The following is a 23216-nucleotide window of genomic DNA, read 5'->3' as shown; positions in this document are numbered from 1 at the left end:
AGGTGGTCGGCGACGTCTGTGCACAGCAAAGTCGTTGATTCGAGGCACCTCATGAGTGCGTGGGTCGGCACCGGCGCGCGACCACCGGCCAGCAGGTGGATACCCGATGCTGCGACAATCGAATATCATTGCGCCGGGCGAGCGTCAGAGCTGATGACCTCGGTCGCAGCGGGCTACGTCGGGTGTGCGCTGGCATCGCGGGGATCGGCCTACGGGTTGAACAAGCATCCAGCGGAAGCCTTGGTCAGGCGGTGGTCTCAGGCAGTGCAAAAGCGCTGGGATCACGCAGGACTGAGCGATATACAGCAGATCGCAGCCCACAAGCAGCTTCCAGAATTCGCGGCTACGGAGATCAGCGTTGGCATCGGTTTCGGGCCCGAGCACGTCTTCGTGGAGCTGACAGAGCGACAGGACGATTCGACGCCGCTCGAGGAGCTGGCCGAATTCGTCGACCATGTCGACCAAGACTTCTATGCCGGGCTGGCAGTGACACGCTGCTGGGTCCGAGTGCGTCACACCTCACCAGTCCCCGTCACACGAAATCAGGCCAGCCGACCGAGGATCGAACTCCCTCCTCGTGATCCTCACACGACTCAGCCTCTCGGTGTTTTCGGGAAGCTTGCGCGGTGACGGCGTCGGCACCAGGCCGCAGCCGACGGCAAGTGACGTCCGCAGACCGCGTGGCAATGGTCGTTGCAACCGCCGATTCCGGACGACTACTCGCCCTCGCCGTCCAGCTTCAGGGCGGGCTGCGATCACCAACATCGACACAGCGCAGACCGATTCACCGCCTACCTGAGACTGCGCCGCATTCCCCGGATCAGCTCAGGCGGCATCGAGTTTGTGCAGTTCTCAATGAAGCGATGGCGGTTGATCGCCACCGGTCGCGAATGGATCTTGGTTGTCGTGAGCAACGAGACGGCGGTGACGATCGGCCGAATGTCGGTATCACACGCGGCACAACTAGCCGAGGACGTGGACCGGGTCAGCACGCCTTCGTTTACCCATCCGCCGCGTTTGAGAGCCAGAGACCACCATGCTGAGCCGATCCCGCGAGCACCTAAATTCGACCGAGGCGAGCATAATTCATGATCACCCAGCCCGACCAGACGAATTGCACAGGCCAGGCGAGCGGAAACCGCATTCGAGATGCCGCGGCTGATCGTCACGATCTCACAGACGTGACGGACGAGTGTCCCTGGCTACTCACGCCTTCGGAAGCAATTAGCGCGATCTCGGGGTTTGCACATCGCGACGCTCGTCAACTCGGCGCTGCTGCCGCGGTGGCGGTGTGGGCTCGCGAGCTCAGTGACTTGCACGCCAGCCTGCTGCCGGTCGAAGACTGGAGGCATCCCGCTGACTTCGACGAACGTGCCATCCGCGCCACCATCGAGCAGATAATCGCTGCGATCAACGACTTCGCCGATGCACACCTACTGGCTGCTCATAGAGTACCCAAGCACAGCCACGGTCTGGGCGAAGTAATCAGCCAGATCGCCGCGACATTCGCAACCGCCTGGAACACAGTAGCTTTCGCTCAGGCACCGGAGGCAAGGCACCGCGAGTGGACCAGACTTGCACAGGTGCGAGAGAAGTACGCTGACCTGATCGCCGATCTTGCCGCTAACAGAGCTGCGCCGCCGTTGCAGGGCAGCGCAGTGAAACAATAGAGGCGCGCAAGGATCTACTCGCGTCGCTGCGGCCACTATTCCAGATCTTGCCAGCCCCACGGAGCGGACTGCCCGCCTTCAGGTGTCCGCCCGTATCGAGAGGGAGGCGAGACCTCGACACTGCTCGGGAACAGATCGGTCCGCCATGTCGGGGGAACCCGGTTGGTGAGTATGTCGATCTGTCCGGTCGCGCCCACCAGTCGCAACGCTTGCATCAATCTGCTCACGTGGAAGTCGTTGGCGAGGGGCGCATTCGTGGCGGCGCGGCCTGCGAAAACTTGAGCGAGAGCATGCGCACCCGTCCGCCACAAGGCACCCAGCAAGTCCGCTGAACCGATGGCGTTGTCGAGCGGGGCCTGTGTGGCCGCACGGCGCGCGAGTTCACCGATGTACTCGCCCGCACCAACCTGCTCCATGGCATTCACCAGTTGGGCTGTGCCGTAGGTGCTATCGAACTCAGTGTCCCAGGCAGCGCGGCGGGCCAAGGCATGAGCGTGCGTGGTTGCACCGACTTCATGCAACGTCCGTATCAGTTGGGCTGTACCGTCGGCGACGGTGAGCGCGGCCTCGTTTGACGTACGACAGGCGAACAGCTCAAGTTGGTCAGCTGCGTCGGCCACACTCAACGCCTTCAACAGTTCTGCAGCACCATAGACACTCTCAGCAGGAGACTCCGTTGCCGCGCGCCGTGCGAACAGATCTGCCGACTCGCTCGCTCCGATTTGCCGCAGTAATGACAAAAGGTGAGCTGCGCCAGAGGCGGAGTCGAGCGGGGCGCCAATGGCCGCGCGTTGCGCGAATCTACCAATGTGTTCCTCTGTGCCTATCTCACGCATTGCACCGACCAGCCATGCGATATGAGATACACCGTAAGGAGGGTCGAGAGTCGCCGCGCGAAGTACGACCCGACCGAGGGGCTGATTCGCGCCCACCATCCGCAGCGCCACCACCAACGCGGCAGCGCCCTTGCTGTCGGCGAGCGGGACTTCTGTGGCACGAGGCGCGACGACCTCGATCTGCTCGACTGCGTCGACCTCACGCAACGCCTTCAACAGTTCGGCGGTTCCATTGGCGGTATCGAGAGCGGCATGTTCGACGATCCACTCGAAACACCGTCGGTCACGATTGCCAACGCGATCGAGAACACGAATCAGCGAGGCGGCGGCAAAGATGTCGCCGTAGGATGCCGCACCCTTCCAGAGCTGGGCGGCCGTGCGGTAGAGACCGCGGCGGTCGGCTTGCTCGGCGAGCGCGCGCATAGCAACCAGATCCGTGACGCGTGCTGCAGCAACCCAGAACTGTTCTGACGCAACGATGTCGGTGTCGATACTCCCCGCGTCCACCACAACACCCTACCTGTCCTGACCGCCGGCCTCGGGAGTTATTCGGCAATGTGAAGTGGTCGGCGTCGAACAGGGCAGGCCTGCGAGTGATGCCTCCGCGCGAAATTTCAATTCACGGAGCGTCGCCGCCGATCGCTGAGTTGTTACCGACAGATACGACCTCAGGTGGTGGCAGTTACCGGAAGCCGCAGAGTTCCTGCGGCGAGCCTGCGGATTACCTTGTCGTAATTGGTGAACTCATGTCCGAGCAGCGTCCGGGATTGCGCGGGTCCCCACTGCCCGGACGCCGGCCACGCGCTTGCGTAGAGCGCGGCGATCCGGTCCATCATGGACGCGTAGCTCTCGTGATGTTCGTGGGCGCCCGCAGTCGGGGGGCCGAGCATCGTCGTAATGGTGGAGTCGAGAGATTCCTTGAGGCGGCTGATTTCCGCTTCGGCACCGACCCAGTCTCCCGGTGCGGGTGAGCCGATGGTGGCCCACCGACGATGAGCGGCGACCATCTCTTTGACGCATCGGTGTATTTCGGACGCCGGTTCGGCACCCTCATCGATTCTGTCGGCGGCAAATAATGCTGACCACAATCCCTGGATCGTCGGCAGATGCCCGATCTGATCGTGGCCAGGTCGGGGAGGTTCAACTCGTGAATTCATACCTGCTCTCTCGGCATAATCTGTCATCTTCGTATTTCAAGGGCGCCAGCCTGCGGATTCGGATGTAGCGATCGATTCCAGATCGGCGCTGCGTAGCCTCGGGGAGTGGCTGTGGAGAAGGCAACTCGATCGGTGAGCCATAGCCGCGACTCCGAGTACTTTGTAAAACCCGACCGGCCGACCCGCACGATGATCGGTTCAGTGGCCAGCGCCCAGACCGCGTTGTTGGTGTAGCGGAGCAGCCGGGCACCTCCTGGACGGAGGCCCGCTGCGGCGCACACCTCAGACAACGCACCCCGGAGTTCGGCGGCACGAAATGCAGAGAGTTCGGTTGCCACGTGCTGCTCAAACGCCAGAGGTGGCCGAGACGAGTTCATGGTGCAGTTGTGTGAGGGTGCTGTTGTGAGTGTGGGGAGCGGCGGCGTTTATGACTTCTCGCAGCCGGTCGTTGGCCCTGCGACTGGTGGTCTCGCGGGCGCCGGTCAGTGCGCGGCGGGTCATGGTTATTCCGGTGTCGAGATCGCCGAGGCGCAACGCCGATTGCGCGGCCACGATGGCATCGAAAGTACGGGACCGTGATGGCCGGTCGGGAGCGTGCGCGGATAGTGAGGTCCGGGTCTTGTCCAGGGCGGTTGCCGCGCTGGCACGGGCCACGGAGGCATCGGCGGTGTGGTTGGCGAGCTCGCAGTGCATGAGAGCTTGGTGACCGGCGAAGTCGCCCGCGGAGAAGAATATCTGCTTCCAGGGCTCGCCGGCGCTGGCACTACTCATCGCGTCTTCGGCGCGGGTGAGGCTGTCGGTCATCGCGTGCGGGTTGTCCAGGATGGCGTGTGCCCACGCGGCGGTCGCGTGCAGTTGGGCGGTTGCGCCGCGGTCGTCGACTGCGGTGGCGAGTGTGTGGCCGTGTTCGACCAATCCGAGAGCGGTGCGGGGGTCTTGGCGGTAGAGCGCGACCCGCGCCAGACCGAACATCAGGTTGGCCGCTAGGCCGGTGCCTTGGGCGGTTCCGCTGGCAAGCGCCCGGTCCAGACCCCACATCAGGTACCCGGTGGCGTCGTCCTGTTGGCCCGAGTCGTGGCATGCCCAGCCGGTGACGTTTGCCATGTCGGCCAATGCCAGATCGAGATCGGTCCGGGTTCGGTCGTCGGCTACGCGGTCCAGGAGCCTGGCGGCGTGGGCGAGCGCAGCACGAGCGGGATCGACCGTGGCGCCACCGCCGACCTTGGCATCGAGGGTGCGCAGATGGTCGGTAACCAGGCGAACCTGGTCTACGTCAGTGGTTCCCGCTCGGGCGGGCAGAGGGCCCCAGCTCAGTGTTTGTTGCTGCGGCCACCATTGCGCCAGGCCGGTGCGTGTGCCCGCTACGGCGGCCGCGATTGCGGTGAGGAGCTGTCTGCGTCGCATCGGATCGGTTTCCTTCCGTGGGTGGAGATCGGCGGTGGGTATCGGGGCACCGATGGCCGTCAGTAGTCCACGGTACGTGCGTTGCGGCCGGGTTTCGTCGTTCTCCCATCGTCTGATCGGGCGATCGTCGCAACACACGGTGATCCCGCTGCGTTCTGCCTCTTCGCTGAGCTGAGCGGCCATCTCTGACTGCGTCCAGCCCTGCTCGTTACGCCATCGGCGTAACTCTTCACCCCACGACACGTTGCACCCCTGTTGAAACTGCCTATCGGCCAACATATTTAGGACAGCTTCGCAGATCATCGCGGGTTGCGTCGTCCGAACTGGTTGAGTTGTGCGACTGAATGTGAAATGTCCGGTGAGATGTCCGGTGAGATGTCCTGGTCAAGCTCGGTGTCGAGCGAGCATTGTCGAAGGACCCCCGGAGCTGTGGGATGTCAACTTTCCGACTGTTCGTTGAATTCCATTGATTCCGAACTTTTTTCACGCCGCGAGGATCGCTCAGATGACCGCTGTCAGACCGAATGCATTGCTGCCCGCCGTGATCTGCACGAATGCTGGAGGTGACCCCGACGACCTGCTCGCACTGATTCTCGCGATCGTCACGTTACGTTTGCGTTTGGTTGTCACTTCCGACGAGTTCAACGATGGCGAACGTGCACGCCTGGTTCGACACCTGCTGGATCTGTGCGGCCTGTCCGGTGTCGGCGTAGTCGCGGGCGCCGAACTCGACGGCGCGCATACCCGGTGGGTGTGCGAAGGTCTGGTCCCTCCTGGCTATCCGAAGACTCCGTTGCTGGACGTGAGCGTCGAGGACGCCGTAGATGACGTACTCGCCGACACTCCAGCGGCATTGTGGATCGGGCAGGGTCCTCTCACCAATCTGGCCCGGCTATACAGAAACGCTCCACGGACCGCCCAGCAGTTGATGGTCTGGCAGGGATGCGGAGGCCCAGCGCGGCTGTACCAAAGTCCTCAGCACGCGAGCTACAACCTCGAACTGGATCCGACCAGCGCCGCGGAGATATTGACTGCCCACGATCTGAACCTGGCGCTCGTGACCTCGAACCTCTCATGGACCGAGCAATTCGCGATCGGCCCCGGCAGCGAGATCTATCGGCTTCTTTCCGCCGATAACGCACCCAGCTGGGCCCAACTGGCAGCCGCAGGCTATCGACGATGGTTCCAGCGTGCGCACCCGAATTCGAAACCGGCGAACCCATTGACGATATCCGCCGCGGCCGCAATGCCGTTCGTAGAATTCACGCCTCACCGGATACGGATCGATCCTGACGGACGCATGCACGAGCATGCTGACGGGTTTCCGATGCTGATGTCTGACTCGGCCGATCACTCCGGCTTCCAGCGGTGGGCGACACGGGTCGTGTCCGACACCTTGGACCTGGGGATCGCATATCGCCCTGCGGTGTTCGTCGACCGTGTGGGAGCGTCCGATGCCCGCTGAGCCCTGCACCGAGACCGGGCACCGGATACATCCCGGCCGTCTGCGAAACGCACGACCGGCCCACAGGGCGAATGTCGATACTCCAGACACACGCTGCTTGTACTACCGACACCGATGCAGTCTGGCGGCCATGGTGGTTGTGGGTGGTGGGATCCGCATTCAAGCAGGTCCGGTGTCGGCAGTGCGAATGCCATCGAGCATCGCTCAACTGGTGAAGGTCGATCTCGACCGCCGAGCGGTCGAAGGTCCGATCATCTGCCACCCCCGCGCCAGGGTGTGGACCTTTCTGGTGCAATCGGATATTTCCGCCTCGGCGCGTCGGGATGAGGCTGAGCTATGGCGCGGGCGGATCCAAATAGCCCAGCCCGGACAGTTGGTCGCATTGCCGTCACCGGCCGATCGCGGCGGGCTCTATTGCGGATGGATCCGAGCCGCCCACACCCCGTTTCGACCGTCGGGGCTCGCGCTGGTCCGCTCCATCCGAGCCGTACTAGAACCGTTCGACGCAGCCGAGGACACCGTGGAGCTTTCGATTGTCGGCGCACACACCGCGATCTGAACGGCTACGAGTCGAACGAGACTACACAGACTCGCTAGGGAAAGTGAATTACATTGTCCTACAGAGTGATAGGGCGCGGCCGTTTCGCCACGACGGATCACACGCTCGCTGTTCAGAGCGCCAGCGATCGTCATCAGCCCAGACTGGGCCCGCACTTCCGCACAGGCTGGCACCGTGATGTCGCGATCGGCAGGATCCCGTGACCGCGCCGAATCGGACCGACTCTTCCTCGTCCGAGCCGGGCTCGATAGTCGCCATGTCACACGGAATCGTCATGAGTGTCCAGGATGTCCCGAACTTCTTCGCGAAATGCCCTCGGTGCGGGTACGCGGCCACGGCCTCCCAGATAGTTCGCGGATTCGACGACGGGCGCACGGAGATCACCTTCCATCCCACCTGCGGGTTGCCGTGCGGGTGGCGCGGCCCTATCAAAACTTCCGTGCGAGGACCGGCGGCCGGACCGGTGACGACATCCGCTGGTTCCTGAGAACCCGCGAATCCGGCCGACGGTCCTGCCACGTCGCACCCTCTTGAGCTCCGCACGATCCACGATCTCCGCTCGAACATGAAAGGCCTGTGTCATGAAACCTCCCGAATACCATCGCTACCGGAACTGGCCGGTGAAGTTCGCCGAGGCCGTCGACATCGTAGGTGTCGTCAATACCTCGCCTGATTCATATTTCGGGCCTTCGATCGCATCCGACGTCGACGCCGCGGTGGCCGCCGCCCGCACCCACATCCAGCACGGTGCGCACTACGTAGAGGTCGGAGGGCTCTCGGGTGGGTCGTCGGCCAAGCGGGTGAGCGAGCAGGAAGAACGCGACCGGACTCTGCCTGTGATCGAGGCGATCGTCGCCGAGTTCCCGCAGGTCAACGTCACTGTCGACACGTTCCGGGCGGAGATCGCGGCCGCCGCGCTGTCGGCGGGGGCGTGCGCGATCAACGACGTGACCGCCATGACCTATGACCCGGCGATGGTGGCGGTCGCGAAAGATGCTGGCGCGCGGGTGTTCCTGATGCACTTGGAAGGGCCTGGCGGTCATGCCGGGCGGAAGCTGAACCGGCCGCGCTACACCGACGTCGTGAAGGAGGTGCGGGAATTCTTCATCGAACGGATCGGGACGCTTTCTGCGGCGGGGATCGACAAAGACAAGATCGTCATCGATGTCGGGCTGGGCGCGGGCAAGCGACCCGCCCACGACTACGAGCTGCTGGCACGCCTGTCGGAATTCAGTGAACTCGGTGTGGCCCAGATGTCGGCGTGTTCACGCAAACAGTTCGTGGAGGCGATCAGCCCGGTGCCGCCGGAGGAGCGCTTGGGTGGATCGCTGACGGGTTCGCTCTGGTCGGTGCTGGCCGGGTGTCGCTACCTGCGGGTCCACGAGGTACGCCCCTACGCGCAGATGCTCGATGTCTGGAACGCGATCACGAGCCGGGTCGTCGACGCCCAGGGCGAGGTTGTGCAGTGAACGCACGGGTGGTCGTGACCGGCGCAGGCGGCTATGTGGGTGGACTGCTCTGTCGGGCTTATGGCGAACAGTACGGCGCGGCCTCGGTGCGGTGCGCAGTCCGAAACCCGCAGGACGCGGCGAGGCTGGCGGGGCAGGGCTTCACCGTCGTCCGTGGTGACTTGATCGACCCGGAATTCAGCCGCGCTGTCGTCGCCGACACGGACCTGGTGATTCACGCCGCAGCACGGTTGGGGCACGGAACCCTCGGCGAGTTCTACAAGGTCAACAGAGGTATCAGCGAACGGCTGGCCCGCGCGGCAGCCAGCAGCGGGGCACGAATGGTGTTGGTGTCCACTATCGAGGCTTACGGCGCGTTCTGTGGCAGGACTCTGGAGGAGGACGCGCCCCACCGAAGCAACGGACATCCCTACTCCGATTCGAAATACGCGGGCGAACAGGCAGTGACACACGCCTACACCGCCGCAGGTTCGAGCGAGTTCGTCATCGTGCGTCCCGGCGCTATCTACGGCCCTGGCTCACAGTATTGGACCCACCGATACCTGTGGCAGGCGGCCCGACGCGGCGGCATCGGTGTGCTCGGAGACGGCGGACGGATATTCCCGGTGTTCGAAGACGATGTCGTCGACGCGATCCTCGCAGCGAGCCGACACCCCAACGCGGCAGGCCGCACCTACAACCTGGTCAACGACGAGGGCCTGACCTGGTTGGATTGGGCGCGCGCGCATCACCGGGCGGTTGGCCGCGGTGCCCCGCGCAACGAATCGGTGCGTGCGCTTCGGCTCCGTTCGCGCATTCACCGTTGCCTGGGCCTGCCGGGTTTCGGGCGCCGACTCGAGGTCGAATTGCGCCGCGCGGTCATCCCGCACGAACGTGCTCGCATCGACCTGGGATGGGACCCTCGCCCGTTCCTGGTCGGCATGCAGGCATGTGAGCCGTCGCGCATCTTCGCCGATAAGTCCCCGAAAGAGCAGTGGGTTCGATGACCGGTGCGCACCAGAGCAGCGAAGACGTCGGTCCGATGGCCGGAAATCGGCGGATGCGGCGCCATGCCGTGTCGATAGCACCTGACCGGCGAGTGGCGTGGCTGACGGTCCCGGTGGACGCCTCGGCACGCCGATTCCAGGAAGGCGCGGTCGGATGGGCATCGCCACAGCGCGGATGGACCGACCCGGCAGCCACCGTGGCGATCGACACCGAATCCGCGATGACACCGGACGAGGTCCTCGACGCCATCACCGACGAAATGCACCGTGCGTGCGTGGGAAACCCGCTGTCGATTCCGCCGATAGGCCTGTGCCTGCTGATGTGGTTGTGGGACAGCGAGTTCCGCACGAGCGGGCTGTTCGCCAGCAACGTCTACCTCGCCTCCTCGCGGTCGGTGTGGGCCATCGCCGAGATCACGGACTGGCGATTGCCCGAGCCCGCCTCGCCGGACGGGTTCGACCGCGTACTGCGGGGGATGTGCGAAGCCGAGTTGCTGTATCAGTTCCCGGTCGCCCTGAAATTTCGGGGCGAGTACGGTCCGGACCGTCAGCTGCGGTTGAACTGCTGGGGGCGTCGCCTGGCCGAACGGCTGGCGCGGGGCTGTCTGGCTCCCGACGTCGCGGTGGCCCGCGAGACGATCCGGGAGCACCTGAGCGAGCACTATCCCGCCTATGAGCGGCACATGAGCCTGCTGGGCCACATCGACAGCGAACCCGCAGGCATCGCATGGGAATCGGCGATGACGCTGCCCGTCGGAGTATTGACGTGACCCCGACCGAACCTCCGCAGCTCGCTGTGGTGTGGATCCCCACCGCGCAGACCCCTGCGGCCGACCTCGAGAAGGCCCGCGCCACCGGCGTCGCTCGCGTCGGCCAGGCCGCGGTCGCAGTGGTCATCGGCCCGACCACTTCGCACGTGAATTCGATAGCGCAAGGGTCGATCTCGGTGTGGTGCGCACCGGATCGGCGCCACGAAATCCGGATCCACGTCACTACCTGGGACCAGGTGCGAACAGCGGTGACGCCGGTCCTGCTCGCGCTGGTCGCATACCGGAACGGCATGCTGTATCTGAGCGGGCACATCATCGAATCGAACGCGGCCGGACTGCTGGTTCTCGGCGATGACAGCGACGGGCACGCGCAACCACGCTCGGTCCCTCATCTGCTCATCGACGCGCACCTCGACCCACCCGAAGCCTGCATCCTCACCGAGGAGAGCGTGTGGGAAACCCGCGCGCGGGCAGTCGAACCCGTGGCGGTGAAAGCTATCGTGGTCGTCGACGAACAGGACCGGTATCTGCCCGCCAAGGCGGTGATCACCCACCTGCGCGCGGCGCTCGGCAGCCCTGTCGCGGTCCTGGCCCCGATGTTCGGTGGACCCGAGGCGACAACTTCGCTCGCTGAGGTCGACCGTGTCGCCGAAGCCCACATCCACAGCCTGGCCAGCGCATTGACAGCCGCTTGTGTGCAGCACCGCCGTGTCGGTGGTTGGCGCGACGGTGCGATCGTGGACCTGCCGTTCGGGTCTGTGCCGGTGGTCTATCCAGCAGGGGCACTGGCGGGGTTGCGGACAATGCAGTCGGTCGCCGCGCAGGTATTCGGCAGACCGGAATCCGAGCGGGCGTTGTCGTGGATGCTCGAGGAAGCCGGCGAAGTGGCCAAGGCGATCCGCCGCTGCGAGAGCCCCGCCCGTATCGGGCAGGAACTCGCGCAGTTGTTGCATTGGGTGTTCTGCGTGGCCAATATCGGCGAAGTCGATCTCGCCGAGCACGCGGAGCGTGCGCTGGGCCACGAAGTCCTGCGACAATTGGATACTCACGGCGCACTGCGACCGTCTCGGTCCCCGGCGTTCCGGGAACCGCGATGATCCGGGTCGCGTTGCCGGGTGGGCGACTGTCGAGTCAAAGCCGCCACCTGCTCACTCAACTCGTGCCCGGGGCCCGCACCGACACCCGCAGATACGCCTTCACTCGCGGCGACGGCGCGCTGGAAGTGCTGTTGTTGAAGGTCCCCGATATCCCGACCGCCGTCGAACGCGGCCACGTCGATGTGGCTGTCGCTTCGGATGAATGGATCGCCGAAACCGGTTGCGAAATCAGAGTTCTCGATCCGCTGTGCTGGTATCACGTGACGATCAGCCTGCTGGCGCCACAGCACCACACCGTCGCTACCGGCGGCACCTACAGCGTCGCCACGCCGTATCCCCGGCTAGCGGCGCGGCTGCTTCCCGCGACGGCGTCGATCACCACCATCGCCGGTGCCGTGGAGGCCTACCCGGGACGGTTCACCGACACCGCGCTGGACTGTGTCGAAACCGGGGGCACGGCCGCCGCCAACGGGCTGGTCGTCGTACGCGAGTTGATGCGCGCCGACGTCCGCATCGTGGTCGGCGCACACACCGATGTCTCCCATCCCCTTGTCCGAGAGGTCATTTCCGTCATGCAAGCAACAGCGGTCCATCCCGACTGCGACTTCGGCGCACTGAACGAATCGGTGATCCCGCGATGACCGACCCCGCCGTCCACGCCGCCGCCGCGCTGGCCTCGGCCGCGACCTCCACTGCCGTCGCGGCCGCATATCCCTTCCTCGGCCTGGGAGCGCAAGCCGCACCGCTGCTGGACCGTGCCGCGACCTCTGCCCTCACCGCCGTTCTGGCCACCGCACCGACCGAGGTCGGGTCGATCCGGCTGGGCGGGTGCGAAGGGGTCCGCGACGGCGCCGAACCACTACACCTCCCACCCGCTGAACACAGGGACGGATGGTGGCTGGTGTGCGACCCGATCGACGGGTCACTCAACGCAGCCCGAGGTGGCCCGCGCGCGGTCAGCGTCGTCGCTATGGGCCCCACCGCGCCCAGACTGAACCTCGCTGACGAGCAATCGATCTTCGCGATCGGCAGCCACAGCGTCGACGTCGGAGCGGTATTCGAGACCGGCAGGTGGGCCGAAGTCATCACCGATCACCTGCGTGGACCGGAAACGACCGCGTTTCTCAACCGCGACGACAACCGTGCCTTGCACTACAGGCTGGGTGGTTCCCCCGCGCGACGCATCGGATCCCGCAGCGGGTACCGGCCCTCGCTCGCAGGTGCGGGCTGGTTCGCCGTCGGCGACGCCACGATCACCCTTCCACTCGAATGCGCTCTCGAGTTCGGGCGAATAGGGCTGGTAGAAGCGAGAATTCAGTCCACGATCTACCACAGCTGGTCGGGGCTGGTGGTCTCTCGTGACACCATCTACGAACACCCACAGGGGTTGCTCGGCTACCTCGACCAGTACGTCGCCGCCCGCGCTCTCGGTGACACAGACACCTTGCGTGCGTTGTTCACCGCAGCCGAACTGGAGCGCTTCGCCGCCGCGGGCTCGAGCATCGAGGAGGTCACCACACCGCTGGATCGCGACAGCTTCGGGGTAGGTCCCGGGGCGGTGATCGCGATATCGGCGCTGAGCACACCGAATGACCAGCGCATCGACTTCGCCGATGGGCTGCTCCAGGATCCGGTATGGAACCCCGCGACCCGCTACCTGCACGTCGACACCCTCGTGATCGGCCCCGACATCTACGAACAGACCATCGTGCCGATCGAGGTCGACAACACCGCCGCGCTGCTGGCGCCGTTGCGGCAGTGGTACGACACGATGCATTGGTCGAGTCCGGCCGACGAGCCGGTGCTGCGGGCATGGTCGGAGGGGCGAACCATAGACGGCGACAACGCCATCGGAATGTTGGCGCTGTGATCGATTCACGTAGTCGCTGGGACCGCACCGTCGTGTCCGCGGCGTTCGTCGCGGAGGGATGCTGCTTCGCCGACATGAACGGTGACGGTGTCGACGAACTCGTCGCGGGAGAGCAGTGGTGGTCGCTCGATGATCCTGCCGCTGCATCGACAGTGTTCCGCACGGTCGAGGATGCGTGGCTTCCGCCGTGGGGCGGGGGACCGGACCGGACCGACCCGCACACTCATCTGCGTGAGGGCGGAGGACCGCCGCAATACAAGGCGGCCACCTACGATTGGCCGCTACCCGGCCGTGACGGTCCCGCGTTGCTGTCGGTCGGCATGCACCGCGACCCACTGCGCTGGTTCGAACATCGAGACGCTCCTGGGCTGTGGCGCGGCCATGAGATCACCCGCGGTGGGATCTACGAATCGGTCGTGTACACCGCACTCGATCCTCGCGGCACCCGCGGCCTGGTCACCGTCCCCGACCGGCCCAAGATCTCCTGGTTCGAACCGCGCCCGGACCCATACGAGCCGTGGATCGAACATCCGGTGGGCGACTACGGCGGTAACTGGCACGGGCTGGGGGTCGGCGCGATCGACGCCGACACCCAGCCTCATATCCTGACCCCGACGTGCAGTTACGTCCCAGACGGTGACATCCGCCGCCGGTGGCGGCGGACAGCGCTGATGCAGATCGATGAACGCAGCACCATCAGTGCCGGTCTGGGCGATGTGGGCATGATCCACACCCACCGGTTCGGGACCGGACCGGCGTCACTGTTCGCGGCCAGTCCCCACGGGCGCGGCCTGTGGCGCTGGGACCTGGCCGAAGCCAACCACCGCTGCCGCATCTACCAACGCCGCACGCTCGAATCGACCACCTCCCAACTGCACGCCCTGGCGGTGATACCGGCGACAGCGCAAGAACCCGTCGACGCGTGGGTGATCACCGGCAAACGCTGGCACGCCCACGGCCCCGGCTTCGACCTCGATCCCGGCGGGACACCGCTGCTGTTCCGAGTAGGCATCCACGCCGACCCCACCGTGCCAGCACAGACCGAAGTGATCGACGACAGCAGCGGTGTCGGCATGCAGTTCGCGGTACGCCGCCTGCCCGACCAGCGCATGCAGATCGCCACCGCCAACAAACTCGGCGTCCACCTGTTCACCGAAAAATAGGAGTAACACCGATGCCCAACCCGCCACGCACCATCACCGAACTCCTCGCCGACCTCGATCCCGCGAAAGCACTGTGCGCGTTCAACGTCGAAACTTTCGACACCCTGTATCCGGTGTTCGGGGCCGCCCAGAAGACCGGCGCGCCCGTCGTTCTCGCCTACTCGGTGCCCGCCGCCCGGTACCTCGGATTCGCCGAAACCGCCGACCTGGTCCAATGCCTGGCGGGCCAGCACCCCGACGTCGACTACGCACTGCACCTGGACCACTGCGAGGACCCCGCCGATCTACGCGCCGCCGTCGACGCGGGCTGGACCTCGGGAAATTTCCTCGACGAGGGCGCGATCGCGCCGGGGACCTACCTCGACACCGCCGCGGCCCTGCACAGCGACCTGTCCTCGCGGGCGTCGCTGGAATTCGTGCTGGGACAACTCGGTCACGCCGGACACGCCCACACCCCCGAACCGGTGACCGCGGCACAGGTGACCGACTTCGCTCGCGCGTGCAGCCCCGACATCGTCGGCTTCGACGCCGGATCACTGCACGGGATGACCGAACAGACCCGCGCGATCGACATCGACCTGATCGCCGCGGTCGCCGCGAGCACCGGACTCCCCGTCGTCCTGCACGGTTCCTCCGGCGTCACCCCCGACCACATCCGGCGAGGTATCGACGCCGGAATCCGCAAGGTCAACATCGAAACCCTTATCCGCGCCACCTACCTGGACACCGTGCGCGACACCGTCACCGGCACTGGGCCCGGCGCCCGCAAACCCCGATACCTGACCGCGGCCACCGACGAAGCCCTGAGCCAGCTCTACTCCAGCCTGCTCGCCGACTACACCCTGCGCGAGGTGTGACACCGTGGCCCGCACCGAATCACAGCCTGCCCGGATCGGCGCACCGATGCCCGCTTTCGAGCTGCCCGACCCCACCGGCGAACTCCATTCCAGTGCCGACCTGACCGGGCAGAACGGCACCCTGGTCATGTTCATCTGCAACCACTGCCCCTACGTGCGCCACGTCGCGCCCGGTCTCGCCGAGATCGCCGCGACCCTGCTCGCCAGCGGAGTCAGAACGGTCGCGATCAACCCCAACGACGCCACCGAGAATCCCGAAGACGGTCCCGAGGGAATGACCGCGGCCATCACCGAAAACCACTACAAGTTCCCGTATCTCATCGACACCACCCAGAACATCGCGCGCGCGTTCGGGGCAGTGTGCACACCGGACTTCTTCCTCTACGACCACGACGGAAACCTGTACTACCGTGGCCAACTCGACGAGAGTCGACCCGGCAACTGGCTGCTCGTCACCGGTGACCATCTCCTCGCCGCGGCCGCCGCGATGCTCGACCGTCAACCACCACCTGCCCAGCAGGTGCCGTCGCTGGGATGCAGCATCAAATGGCACGCCTCGAAGGACACCCCGTGATGGATGACAACAGCACCCTCACCACGCAACCGACGGCGACGGTGGCAGGAATGGTGGAGGATCTACGACGGCTGCTCGACCACGACGCACCACACCGGTTCGTTCCGCTGGTCCTACTCCCACCGATCACCGACATCTGCCGCCGACTGGAACTCCCGGCCCCTCACGTCATCGGCGGCAACCTCGTCGTCGGCGACTTGACCGAGGCGCAGTTCGTACTCTCGGCGCACCTGGACGAGTCATCGTTCACGGTCGTCGACGTCGGACCGCAGCATCTGCACGTGGCGGCCTGCCACAGGCTGTCACCGAACTTCACCCACGCTGCGGTGTCCTTCCTCGGTATCCGCGACGGCGCGGTGACCGATCTCGGGAATGCCGAGGTCAAATTACGTCAGGCTCGCTTGGTCGCCCGCACCGCCGCCGACATCCGGACCGGCGACCGTGCCGTCTACCATCAACCGATCAGCGTCGACGGAAATCAGTTGAGCGGCACAGGGATCGAAGACCGCACCGGTGCGGTAATCGCCCTCCATGTCGCCCGGGTTCTGACCGCGCACGGCGTGCCATGTGCGGTGGTGCTCTCCGACGGCGAACAGCACCTCCCCGAAGGCTATTTCTCCCGGACCTTCCCCCACATCCTGCCCCGACTGTCCCCCCAGGCGCGGATCATCTTCCTCGACGGCATCTTCGATCCCGCAGCACGCGACGGCCTACCACGCATCCATCCAGGCGCGCTCGTCGTCGCGCACACCGGCGACGGCGCCGGATACACCGTCGCGCCACAGACATTCGCGGCGCTACGCGACGAGCTCATACCCGCGGCGACCCGTGCGGGGATCGACGTGCGAGTCAGCAGCGCCTATCACTCGCGGGGCGACGATTGGGGGCTGGTGACCAACCCGACCTCCGGCACCGACCACGACGCGATGTTCGTCAGTTTCTCCGGAGACGGCGACACTCCGACACGACGCAGCATCGACCTGCGCGCGCTGACAGCCTGTCGAGATTTCGCGGTGTACGTCGCACTGAATCTGGCGCCTGTCTGATCCGGGATCATCTCGACCTCCGGCGGCGCGAGTCGATGTCGCCGACTCGCGGCCGGTTTCGGCGGTCGAGCCCGTCGCGCGCTCGTGGAGGTCAGGCGGGCGGGATGTTCAGAAACAGGCGGTGCCTGGTACCGAGCTGGGTGAGGACCATCGGCAACAGCGTGTGTTCAGCGGCGAGCACACGCCCGGCCAGGCTATCGATGGTGTCCTCGGGCAGCACCGGCACCTCGAGCTGGGCGATCACTTCACCGGTGTCGTAGTCCTCGTCGACCAGATGGACCGACGGGCCGCTGACCGTCTCACCGGCCTCGAGTACCGCACGGTGCACGTTCGCCCCCCACATGCCGTGGCCGCCGAATTTCGGCAGAAGAGCGGGATGGATATTGAGGATCCGCGGCGCGAATTCCTTGAGGGTGGCCGGGCCGAGTTTCTTCATGTACCCGGCGGTCACGACCCAATCGACCGTGTGCTCGACCAGCATCGCACGGATCGCTTCATCCAGATCGATCGGGTCGGGATGGGTCTTTCCTGACAGGTGCGCGGTCGGGATCCCTTGCTCGCGTGCATAACTCACGCCACCGGAGCCACTGTTGTTGCTGATCACCGCCGCGACAGTGAAGGCCGCGCCGGGCTGGGCGGACGCGCGGTGCAGAGCCCGCAGGTTGGAGCCGTTGTGGGAAACCAGGACACCGACCCGCAGTTGCGACATGGCTAATAGTTTTCCACACTCGCAGCGAACGCCCGACCCGCCGACCCCGTCACCGGAGTGACACGGGTGCTCTGCGGCCCCCCGCAAACACGACACATTCCCGGCGCAGGGTCATCGAGCCGAACCAGGTTCCCGCCGAGATGCCCCCGTGCACCCACCGCCCCCAGCACAGCTCGAGTCGCCTCGGTCGCCTGCTGACACCACCGGCGCAGTTCCGACGGCGACGCCTTGATCGGGCCCGCGATGTGCCCGGACCCGAGCAAACCCTCCAGCAGTCCCGCGACGAGCGCGTCGCCTGCGCCGACGGTGTCGACCACCAGACAGTGCGGGGCCGAAACCTGGATCGGCGATGCTGCGGTCCCGGCGCGGCCGTCGAAACACTGCACCCCAAACGACTGTTCAGGAACCGCGCCACCGTCGAATTCAGGGTGATCAGATCGAACGTCGACAACTGTCCCCACAGCAGCGCGGCTTCGCGAAAGTGCAGATAGTTCGGGTATCCGATGTCGATGACAGTCGTCCACCCCGCCGACCGCAACCGATACGCCCATTCCACGGTCACCGCGACCAGCTTGTCCACCACAAGTACCGACGGGGCACTCAGCATGCTCACTCCGGGCCCATTCGCCAACCCCGCACAGCTACCCAGCAGCGCGGCCGAACGCAAACCGGCACAACACGCACAACGTGCCCGCGTCGTATACCCGTCGACTCCTCGCTCCACGGGAAAGTGATGCATGGTGACCGTCGCACCGCGACAGCTCTCCAATCGCATCGCGATCCCGAGCCCCTCGTTGTCGGCCACCGCGACTGCCGCCTGCCTATCACGCCCCGCAACCGCGATGCCTGCGCACCGACGCCCACCGACCGCCAAATTCGCCAACGCATTCCACACGCTGCCCCCGCCACGAGAGCCGTGATAGATCAGTTCGCCTGATCGCGCGCGGTAGCTGGCGTCGTGCACAAGCCGGCCCAACCCCAAGACCGAAGAGCTTCTCTCTCGCAATACATTCCCGCCTGCTCCACCCGCCCACCAACATCCGATATCCTAGACACCCCAACGTCTGAATGCCGGAGCGAAAACCTCTGTGCACCTTCATGTATCGAGAACAGTGCGGTCTCGAGCCGGTGCCGCACTTCACACCGGCGCGCCGTGCGCACCGCAGACGGGCGCGATCAGAGGATCGATACCTTTCGCGCCGTGCTTCACCGACACCACTGAGGCACCGCCCACGTGCCCGTGACCAGTAAGGATGGACGCTGTGAAGATTCTCGTCGTTGGACCCGGAGGCCGCGAGCACGCCATCATCAAGGCGCTCTCTCGCGACCCGGAAGCCACCGCACTGCACGCCGCCCCTGGCAACCCCGGAATCGCCGTCCTCGCGCAGTGTCATCCGGTTGATGTCTGTGACGGCGCTGCGGTCGCCGCCCTCGCGGTCGAACTCGGCGTCGATCTCGTCGTCATCGGCCCCGAGGCGCCGCTCATCGCCGGTGTCGCCGACGCCGTCCGGGCCCGCGGCGTCGCCTGCTTCGGCCCCACCGAGGCCGCCGCGCGTATCGAAGGTTCCAAAGCCTTCGCCAAGGACGTGATGGCCGCTGCCGGGGTGCCTACCGCCCGATCCCGCACCTGCACATCAACCGTCGAGGTAGAGGCGGCGCTGACAGAATTCGGATCGCCCTACGTCGTCAAGGACGACGGGCTGGCCGCGGGCAAGGGCGTCATCGTCACCGACGACATCGACCAAGCACGCGCGCACGCGGCAGGCTGCGACAGGGTCGTGATCGAGGAATACCTGGCCGGACCGGAGTTCTCGGCTTTCGCCCTGTGCGACGGCAGCACGCGTTCGGTGCTGCTGGCCCTCGCGCGTGACCACAAACGCGCCTACGACGGCGACCTCGGACCCAACACCGGCGGAATGGGCGCGTACTCCCCGGTCAGCTGGCTTCCCGCCGGAGTGGAAGACACCCTCGCCGCTACCGTCGTCGACCCTGTGCTGGCCGAACTGGAGAAGCGCGGCACACCGTTCTCCGGCGTGCTGTTCCCGGGCCTGGTGCTCACCACCGACGGGGTCAAGGTCATCGAATACAACGCCCGCTTCGGCGACCCGGAGATCCAGGTGGTTCTCGAACGCCTCGAAACACCACTGGCCGGACTGCTGATGGCCTGCGCCACAGGCACTCTCAAATCCGATGTCGCATTGGACTGGAGCGGCGACACCGCCCTCAATATCGTGATCGCGAGTGACGGATACCCCACCGACCCGGTCGCCGGTGACACCATCACCGGCCTGGACGCGGCGGGCTCGGTCGAGGGCGCGCACATCCTGCACGCGGGCACCGCCTACAACGACACCGGGGAACTGGTCGCCGCGGGCGGGCGTCTGCTCAACGTCGTGGCGCGCGCCAGCACCCCCGAGCTGGCCCGGGCCACCGCCTACGAAGCCCTCGCTCACGTCGAACTCCGAGGAAAAGTCGTCCGCAGCGACATCGGCCAGGACCTCGCTTGAGCGACGGTTGGCCGCTGATCCACCGCGTGCGGGGTCGCGAACCTGCTCGTTGCACAGCCGACCCGTGATTCGGCGCGGCCACACGGGGTCGTGCGTCAGTCGATGAGTCGAATGTTGGGGAACACGATGCCGAAGGCGTAGTTCTGCATCGGCTTCGATGCAGGGCCCGCGCCGCGCCACAGCGCGTCGACCACAGCCTCGACTCGGGAATCTTCGGTCAGGTCGGCCTTGCTGTGCCTGTGAACGAGGGTGGCGAGCGCGTTCGTGTACGCCACGATCGACCCCAATGCCTCAGCGGCGATGTGGACGTCTCCGTCACTGTCCAACCCGGCAGCCATGTCCCCGCTCTTGAGTGCGTTCCACGACTCCTCGTGTACTGGTCCGGGGACCGTCCTGCCAGTCGATGCTAGGCCGCTCGACGAATCGTCCAGCACCCGAGCCGACGCTGCGGCAGCGCACCACAATGTCACTGTTGAGGTCATGGTCTTGCCTGCCGAGGCGCACGTACACAGCGAATGGTCCTGGGACACCGGCGGTCTCGACTCGACCGCTGCGGGTCGAATGCGATTGACCTGCCAGCGGGCGGTGGACATGACATCGGGTTGCCCGCGATCGCGTTCACCGAACACCTCGATCTGGACCACAACTGGCGCACCAGCGTCGAGGAGACCTGATAACCCGTACCGCCGAGAATCAGCCCTTCTCGGCGGTCAGCGCATGACACGCAGGTCAGGACAGTCGGCGGTCCAGCCACGCTCGTCCCCTCGCTCCGTCCTCAGCAATCCTGGCGTCTCGGAAACCCACAGGTGGCGGGCCTCCTACTGACATTGTGGTGACGAGAACCTGGAGGACGGTAGCTATTCGGCCGTTGCACTATTCCTCGCGGAAACCCGGCCGAACCTCGACAAGCCTGCGAATCCGTACTGGCCAGCGGCACGAGTACGCTGCGGCATGAGCGCATGCGCTTGAAGATGGTTGATGTACCAACCGGGTCGAGCCACTACCGGATGTCCGCCGAGTCATGTGGGTATGGTCGGGGCTGCGGCCTGGCCGAATCCAGCTGGCGAGCAGTCGTGCGGTTATGCGCTGAAACCTACTGGTTAGAAGGGGTTTCATGCTCCTGGCTGACGGTGCGTGCAGCCTTGAGGATCGAAACCGTGGAACCAAATCTGAGGTGCTTGTCGCCTCTCTGCTTGGCGGTATCATCGAGCCCGACCCCGGTGCAACGGTCTCCCAAGTCGACGGTCGCAGGGCTACGCGAGGACTCGGCCACGGCCAAGAAACGCCACCTCCGCCTGTCCCCGAACGACGGCGAAACCCGCGTTCGGGAGCACCGTCGCCACCTTCGCCGTATGTGCCGTACTCCGCACGCGATCACAAGCGGCTCTCACCGGCGGCATGTGCACCCCGTGCTCGGCTCCGGTCTTCACCTACTTTCTATCGGTGCTCGGCGCCGCGATGGGATCGACCACCGAACTGACCCGGCTCACAACTCTGTGCACCATCATCGACCTCGACAACCCGATCCACTCGATCCCCCGCCATCCGACGCCCACCGAGCCTTCGTGCACGGGGGAGGCGTTCAGCAAGTCGTCCCAAGCTGCGAATGCACTGTCCGTCAGAATAGGTCGTAGGTTTCGCGAGCCAGTCGGAATCCGTTGCCGGTCCCGGTGTCGCGACATGTGACGCCGTTCTCGGCGCTGTCACACGTGAACGGCCCGGCAGTCGAGTGGGAGCCGTAGGGCAGGCGGGGCAGGGCCTGTGACGGCAGGGGCTGCGGCGCACATGGGAAGCGGGGACGGTCACCCACGACCAAGACGACTACGTGTCCGTATCGGTTCGAATCGCAATCGGGGACCGGTGGAGCGGTGAAGGCTATATCCGTGGCCTCGCACACCACCGCCGGTGGTGTCGCATTCGGCTCGATCCTGCATGCGATATTGCCGCTCGGTGAGACGAATTCCGCTGTTCCCGGCGGTGCGGTGTGTGTTGCGCTGCGGGTGTCCCGCGTCGATGGCCCCGATCGATGGAGGAAGACCGCTGCCAGGATCGTGACCACGATCAGCGCGCCGACGGCCGCCTGCGCCCGTCCCGCCTTTTGATCGTCGGTGAGTTCGTCACACCAGACGCAGTCGGTGGTCCAGAACGGGAGAGCGCTCTCGCATTGCCGACATGTTTTTCGGGAATGCTCGGGCCTGCCGGGTGCGGGCAGACGACGCGGGTAGGGGCCGCTGCGGAAGCCCGCCCCGTGCTTCGAACGAATGCGGTGAATCTCGAATCCGGACAATGCCGTGATGGTGATCACCGACCCACACAGCGTGATCGCATAGAGTCCGGTCGGCAGCGAATTCGGCCCATCGGTGAGGACGTCGACCAGTGCCGACAGCCAGGAAACGACGATCGCTATCACGGGTGCCAGCAGTGGGTGACCGTCCGCGGCGTTGAACCAGTACTTTGCAACCAGGAACACCATGCGCAGTACGAGCGCCGCCAGCGCGAGACCGACAGCGAGGAATACCGGAAACACCAGCAGCATCACCAGCGCAGCCCAGCCGCCGAGCAACGCCCACAGCACTGTGCTCGCTATTCGGACGACGAAGGGTAGCGCTGCGAGAATCGAAACGAACAGCGCTCCGAGACCGAGGGTGCGTAGAGGCCACTTCATCTCGCGGACTGTGTCGGACCGAACCCTGATGTCGCTGATTACTACGAATACGCCGATGGCGACGAGAGAAACGGGAACACCGATAACCGCGGGAACAAGCGGACGGATGAGCAGGCCGGTAAGGACCTGCTCGCTACGGTCACCGATGAACGTGTCCAGCAATATCACGTTGATCGCGAGTCCGGCAGACGCCCGCACGCTGGCGAGCCGATCGACCAGTATGTCCTTGGGTATCAACCGGAACTCCGGCCGAAAGACGTTCTCGGCGATTTGCCAGCCAATGAGAATCGGCCGGAGCAGGCTCTCCCACAGGAGAACCCACCACGTGGCCGAATCGTCGTCTCGAGTAGACATTGTTCACAGACTTTCGGGGTGACCGCGGGGCATGCGGTAGCCGACGGATCGGTAGGCC

20 protein-coding genes are annotated in these 23216 nt (G+C 65.4%); 14 read left to right on the top strand and 6 right to left on the bottom strand.

Translation table 11 applies throughout. The annotated features are described in order from the left end of the window. The first annotated feature begins 153 nt into the window (after window positions 1-153). On the top strand, window positions 154-630 hold the full coding sequence (locus OG225_RS41820) for a hypothetical protein (RefSeq protein WP_331757861.1): 477 nt from the start codon (window positions 154-156) through the stop codon (window positions 628-630). A 458-nt stretch (window positions 631-1088) separates the two neighbouring features. Continuing rightward, on the top strand, window positions 1089-1670 hold the full coding sequence (locus OG225_RS41815; RefSeq protein WP_405183560.1) for a hypothetical protein: 582 nt from the start codon (window positions 1089-1091) through the stop codon (window positions 1668-1670). A gap of 35 nt (window positions 1671-1705) precedes the next feature. Here OG225_RS41815 and OG225_RS41810 read toward each other — a convergent pair whose 3' ends face one another. The 3 genes from OG225_RS41810 to OG225_RS41800 all read right to left on the bottom strand — a co-directional run bounded on the left by OG225_RS41810 (window position 1706) and on the right by OG225_RS41800 (window position 5067). After that, complete coding sequence (locus OG225_RS41810) at window positions 1706-3013, bottom strand: hypothetical protein (protein ID WP_331757856.1); 1308 nt, start codon at window positions 3011-3013, stop codon at window positions 1706-1708. A gap of 161 nt (window positions 3014-3174) precedes the next feature. Beyond that, complete coding sequence (locus OG225_RS41805) at window positions 3175-3690, bottom strand: hypothetical protein (RefSeq protein ID WP_405183559.1); 516 nt, start codon at window positions 3688-3690, stop codon at window positions 3175-3177. Window positions 3691-4008: 318 nt separating this feature from the next. Further along, on the bottom strand, window positions 4009-5067 hold the full coding sequence (locus OG225_RS41800) for a hypothetical protein (RefSeq protein ID WP_405183558.1): 1059 nt from the start codon (window positions 5065-5067) through the stop codon (window positions 4009-4011). Window positions 5068-5572: 505 nt separating this feature from the next. On the opposite strand from OG225_RS41800, the gene OG225_RS41795 reads away from it, so the two are divergent. From OG225_RS41795 to OG225_RS41745, 11 genes are all read left to right on the top strand, one after another. Beyond that, complete coding sequence (locus tag OG225_RS41795) at window positions 5573-6532, top strand: nucleoside hydrolase (protein ID WP_331757849.1); 960 nt, start codon at window positions 5573-5575, stop codon at window positions 6530-6532. A gap of 1140 nt (window positions 6533-7672) precedes the next feature. Continuing rightward, window positions 7673-8560 (top strand): dihydropteroate synthase, encoded by an 888-nt coding sequence (gene folP, locus OG225_RS41790; protein WP_331757844.1) that lies wholly within the window; start codon window positions 7673-7675, stop codon window positions 8558-8560. Further along, window positions 8557-9546: an NAD-dependent epimerase/dehydratase family protein gene (locus OG225_RS41785; protein WP_331757843.1), complete on the top strand. Its 990-nt coding sequence runs from the start codon at window positions 8557-8559 to the stop codon at window positions 9544-9546. The genes folP and OG225_RS41785 overlap by 4 nt, the downstream gene beginning before the upstream one ends. A 68-nt stretch (window positions 9547-9614) precedes the next feature. Continuing rightward, complete coding sequence (locus tag OG225_RS41780) at window positions 9615-10316, top strand: hypothetical protein (RefSeq protein ID WP_405183557.1); 702 nt, start codon at window positions 9615-9617, stop codon at window positions 10314-10316. Continuing rightward, complete coding sequence (locus OG225_RS41775; protein ID WP_405183556.1) at window positions 10313-11413, top strand: MazG nucleotide pyrophosphohydrolase domain-containing protein; 1101 nt, start codon at window positions 10313-10315, stop codon at window positions 11411-11413. Before OG225_RS41780 ends, OG225_RS41775 begins: the two co-directional genes overlap by 4 nt. Continuing rightward, window positions 11410-12054, top strand: a complete 645-nt coding sequence (gene hisG / locus OG225_RS41770) for an ATP phosphoribosyltransferase (RefSeq protein WP_331757838.1) — start codon at window positions 11410-11412, stop codon at window positions 12052-12054. Before OG225_RS41775 ends, hisG begins: the two co-directional genes overlap by 4 nt. Next, window positions 12051-13283: a hypothetical protein gene (locus OG225_RS41765; RefSeq protein ID WP_331757835.1), complete on the top strand. Its 1233-nt coding sequence runs from the start codon at window positions 12051-12053 to the stop codon at window positions 13281-13283. Before hisG ends, OG225_RS41765 begins: the two co-directional genes overlap by 4 nt. Continuing rightward, window positions 13280-14446 carry a hypothetical protein gene (locus tag OG225_RS41760; protein ID WP_331757833.1) on the top strand — a complete coding sequence of 389 codons (1167 nt, stop codon included), beginning with the start codon at window positions 13280-13282 and terminating at the stop codon, window positions 14444-14446. The genes OG225_RS41765 and OG225_RS41760 overlap by 4 nt, the downstream gene beginning before the upstream one ends. Before the next feature lie 11 nt (window positions 14447-14457). Beyond that, window positions 14458-15303: a class II fructose-bisphosphate aldolase gene (locus OG225_RS41755; protein ID WP_331757830.1), complete on the top strand. Its 846-nt coding sequence runs from the start codon at window positions 14458-14460 to the stop codon at window positions 15301-15303. A 4-nt stretch (window positions 15304-15307) separates the two neighbouring features. After that, window positions 15308-15877: a thioredoxin family protein gene (locus OG225_RS41750; RefSeq protein WP_331757828.1), complete on the top strand. Its 570-nt coding sequence runs from the start codon at window positions 15308-15310 to the stop codon at window positions 15875-15877. Then, window positions 15877-16923 (top strand): hypothetical protein, encoded by a 1047-nt coding sequence (locus OG225_RS41745; RefSeq protein WP_331757826.1) that lies wholly within the window; start codon window positions 15877-15879, stop codon window positions 16921-16923. The genes OG225_RS41750 and OG225_RS41745 overlap by 1 nt, the downstream gene beginning before the upstream one ends. 91 nt (window positions 16924-17014) lie before the next feature. Here the strand turns inward: OG225_RS41745 and purN are convergent, their stop codons facing one another. Continuing rightward, complete coding sequence (gene purN, locus OG225_RS41740; RefSeq protein ID WP_331757824.1) at window positions 17015-17632, bottom strand: phosphoribosylglycinamide formyltransferase; 618 nt, start codon at window positions 17630-17632, stop codon at window positions 17015-17017. Window positions 17633-18894: 1262 nt separating this feature from the next. On the opposite strand from purN, the gene purD reads away from it, so the two are divergent. Then, on the top strand, window positions 18895-20139 hold the full coding sequence (gene purD / locus OG225_RS41735) for a phosphoribosylamine--glycine ligase (RefSeq protein ID WP_331758826.1): 1245 nt from the start codon (window positions 18895-18897) through the stop codon (window positions 20137-20139). Window positions 20140-20234: 95 nt separating this feature from the next. Here purD and OG225_RS41730 read toward each other — a convergent pair whose 3' ends face one another. Together OG225_RS41730 and OG225_RS41725 are read right to left on the bottom strand one after the other, a co-directional pair. Further along, window positions 20235-20477, bottom strand: a complete 243-nt coding sequence (locus tag OG225_RS41730; RefSeq protein ID WP_405183555.1) for a hypothetical protein — start codon at window positions 20475-20477, stop codon at window positions 20235-20237. Window positions 20478-21757: 1280 nt separating this feature from the next. Continuing rightward, window positions 21758-23158, bottom strand: a complete 1401-nt coding sequence (locus tag OG225_RS41725; protein ID WP_331757817.1) for a hypothetical protein — start codon at window positions 23156-23158, stop codon at window positions 21758-21760. Window positions 23159-23216 lie beyond the last annotated feature (58 nt).

Source organism: Nocardia sp. NBC_01377, assembly GCF_045040005.1.
GTDB lineage: Bacteria > Actinomycetota > Actinomycetes > Mycobacteriales > Mycobacteriaceae > Nocardia > Nocardia noduli.
This window is presented reverse-complemented; position numbering and strand designations above follow the sequence as displayed.

What these genes read in the sequence shown, in the direction of transcription:
- OG225_RS41820 (WP_331757861.1), top strand. Translation starts at nt 154, where the DNA reads ATGACCTCGGTCGCAGCGGGCTACGTCGGGTGTGCGCTGGCATCGCGG.
- OG225_RS41815 (WP_405183560.1), top strand. Translation starts at nt 1,089, where the DNA reads ATGATCACCCAGCCCGACCAGACGAATTGCACAGGCCAGGCGAGCGGA.
- OG225_RS41805 (WP_405183559.1), bottom strand. Translation starts at nt 3,690, where the DNA reads ATGACAGATTATGCCGAGAGAGCAGGTATGAATTCACGAGTTGAACCT.
- OG225_RS41800 (WP_405183558.1), bottom strand. Translation starts at nt 5,067, where the DNA reads ATGCGACGCAGACAGCTCCTCACCGCAATCGCGGCCGCCGTAGCGGGC.
- OG225_RS41795 (WP_331757849.1), top strand. Translation starts at nt 5,573, where the DNA reads ATGACCGCTGTCAGACCGAATGCATTGCTGCCCGCCGTGATCTGCACG.
- folP (WP_331757844.1), top strand. Translation starts at nt 7,673, where the DNA reads ATGAAACCTCCCGAATACCATCGCTACCGGAACTGGCCGGTGAAGTTC.
- hisG (WP_331757838.1), top strand. Translation starts at nt 11,410, where the DNA reads ATGATCCGGGTCGCGTTGCCGGGTGGGCGACTGTCGAGTCAAAGCCGC.
- OG225_RS41765 (WP_331757835.1), top strand. Translation starts at nt 12,051, where the DNA reads ATGACCGACCCCGCCGTCCACGCCGCCGCCGCGCTGGCCTCGGCCGCG.
- OG225_RS41755 (WP_331757830.1), top strand. Translation starts at nt 14,458, where the DNA reads ATGCCCAACCCGCCACGCACCATCACCGAACTCCTCGCCGACCTCGAT.
- OG225_RS41745 (WP_331757826.1), top strand. Translation starts at nt 15,877, where the DNA reads ATGGATGACAACAGCACCCTCACCACGCAACCGACGGCGACGGTGGCA.
- purN (WP_331757824.1), bottom strand. Translation starts at nt 17,632, where the DNA reads ATGTCGCAACTGCGGGTCGGTGTCCTGGTTTCCCACAACGGCTCCAAC.
- OG225_RS41730 (WP_405183555.1), bottom strand. Translation starts at nt 20,477, where the DNA reads ATGGCTGCCGGGTTGGACAGTGACGGAGACGTCCACATCGCCGCTGAG.
- OG225_RS41725 (WP_331757817.1), bottom strand. Translation starts at nt 23,158, where the DNA reads ATGTCTACTCGAGACGACGATTCGGCCACGTGGTGGGTTCTCCTGTGG.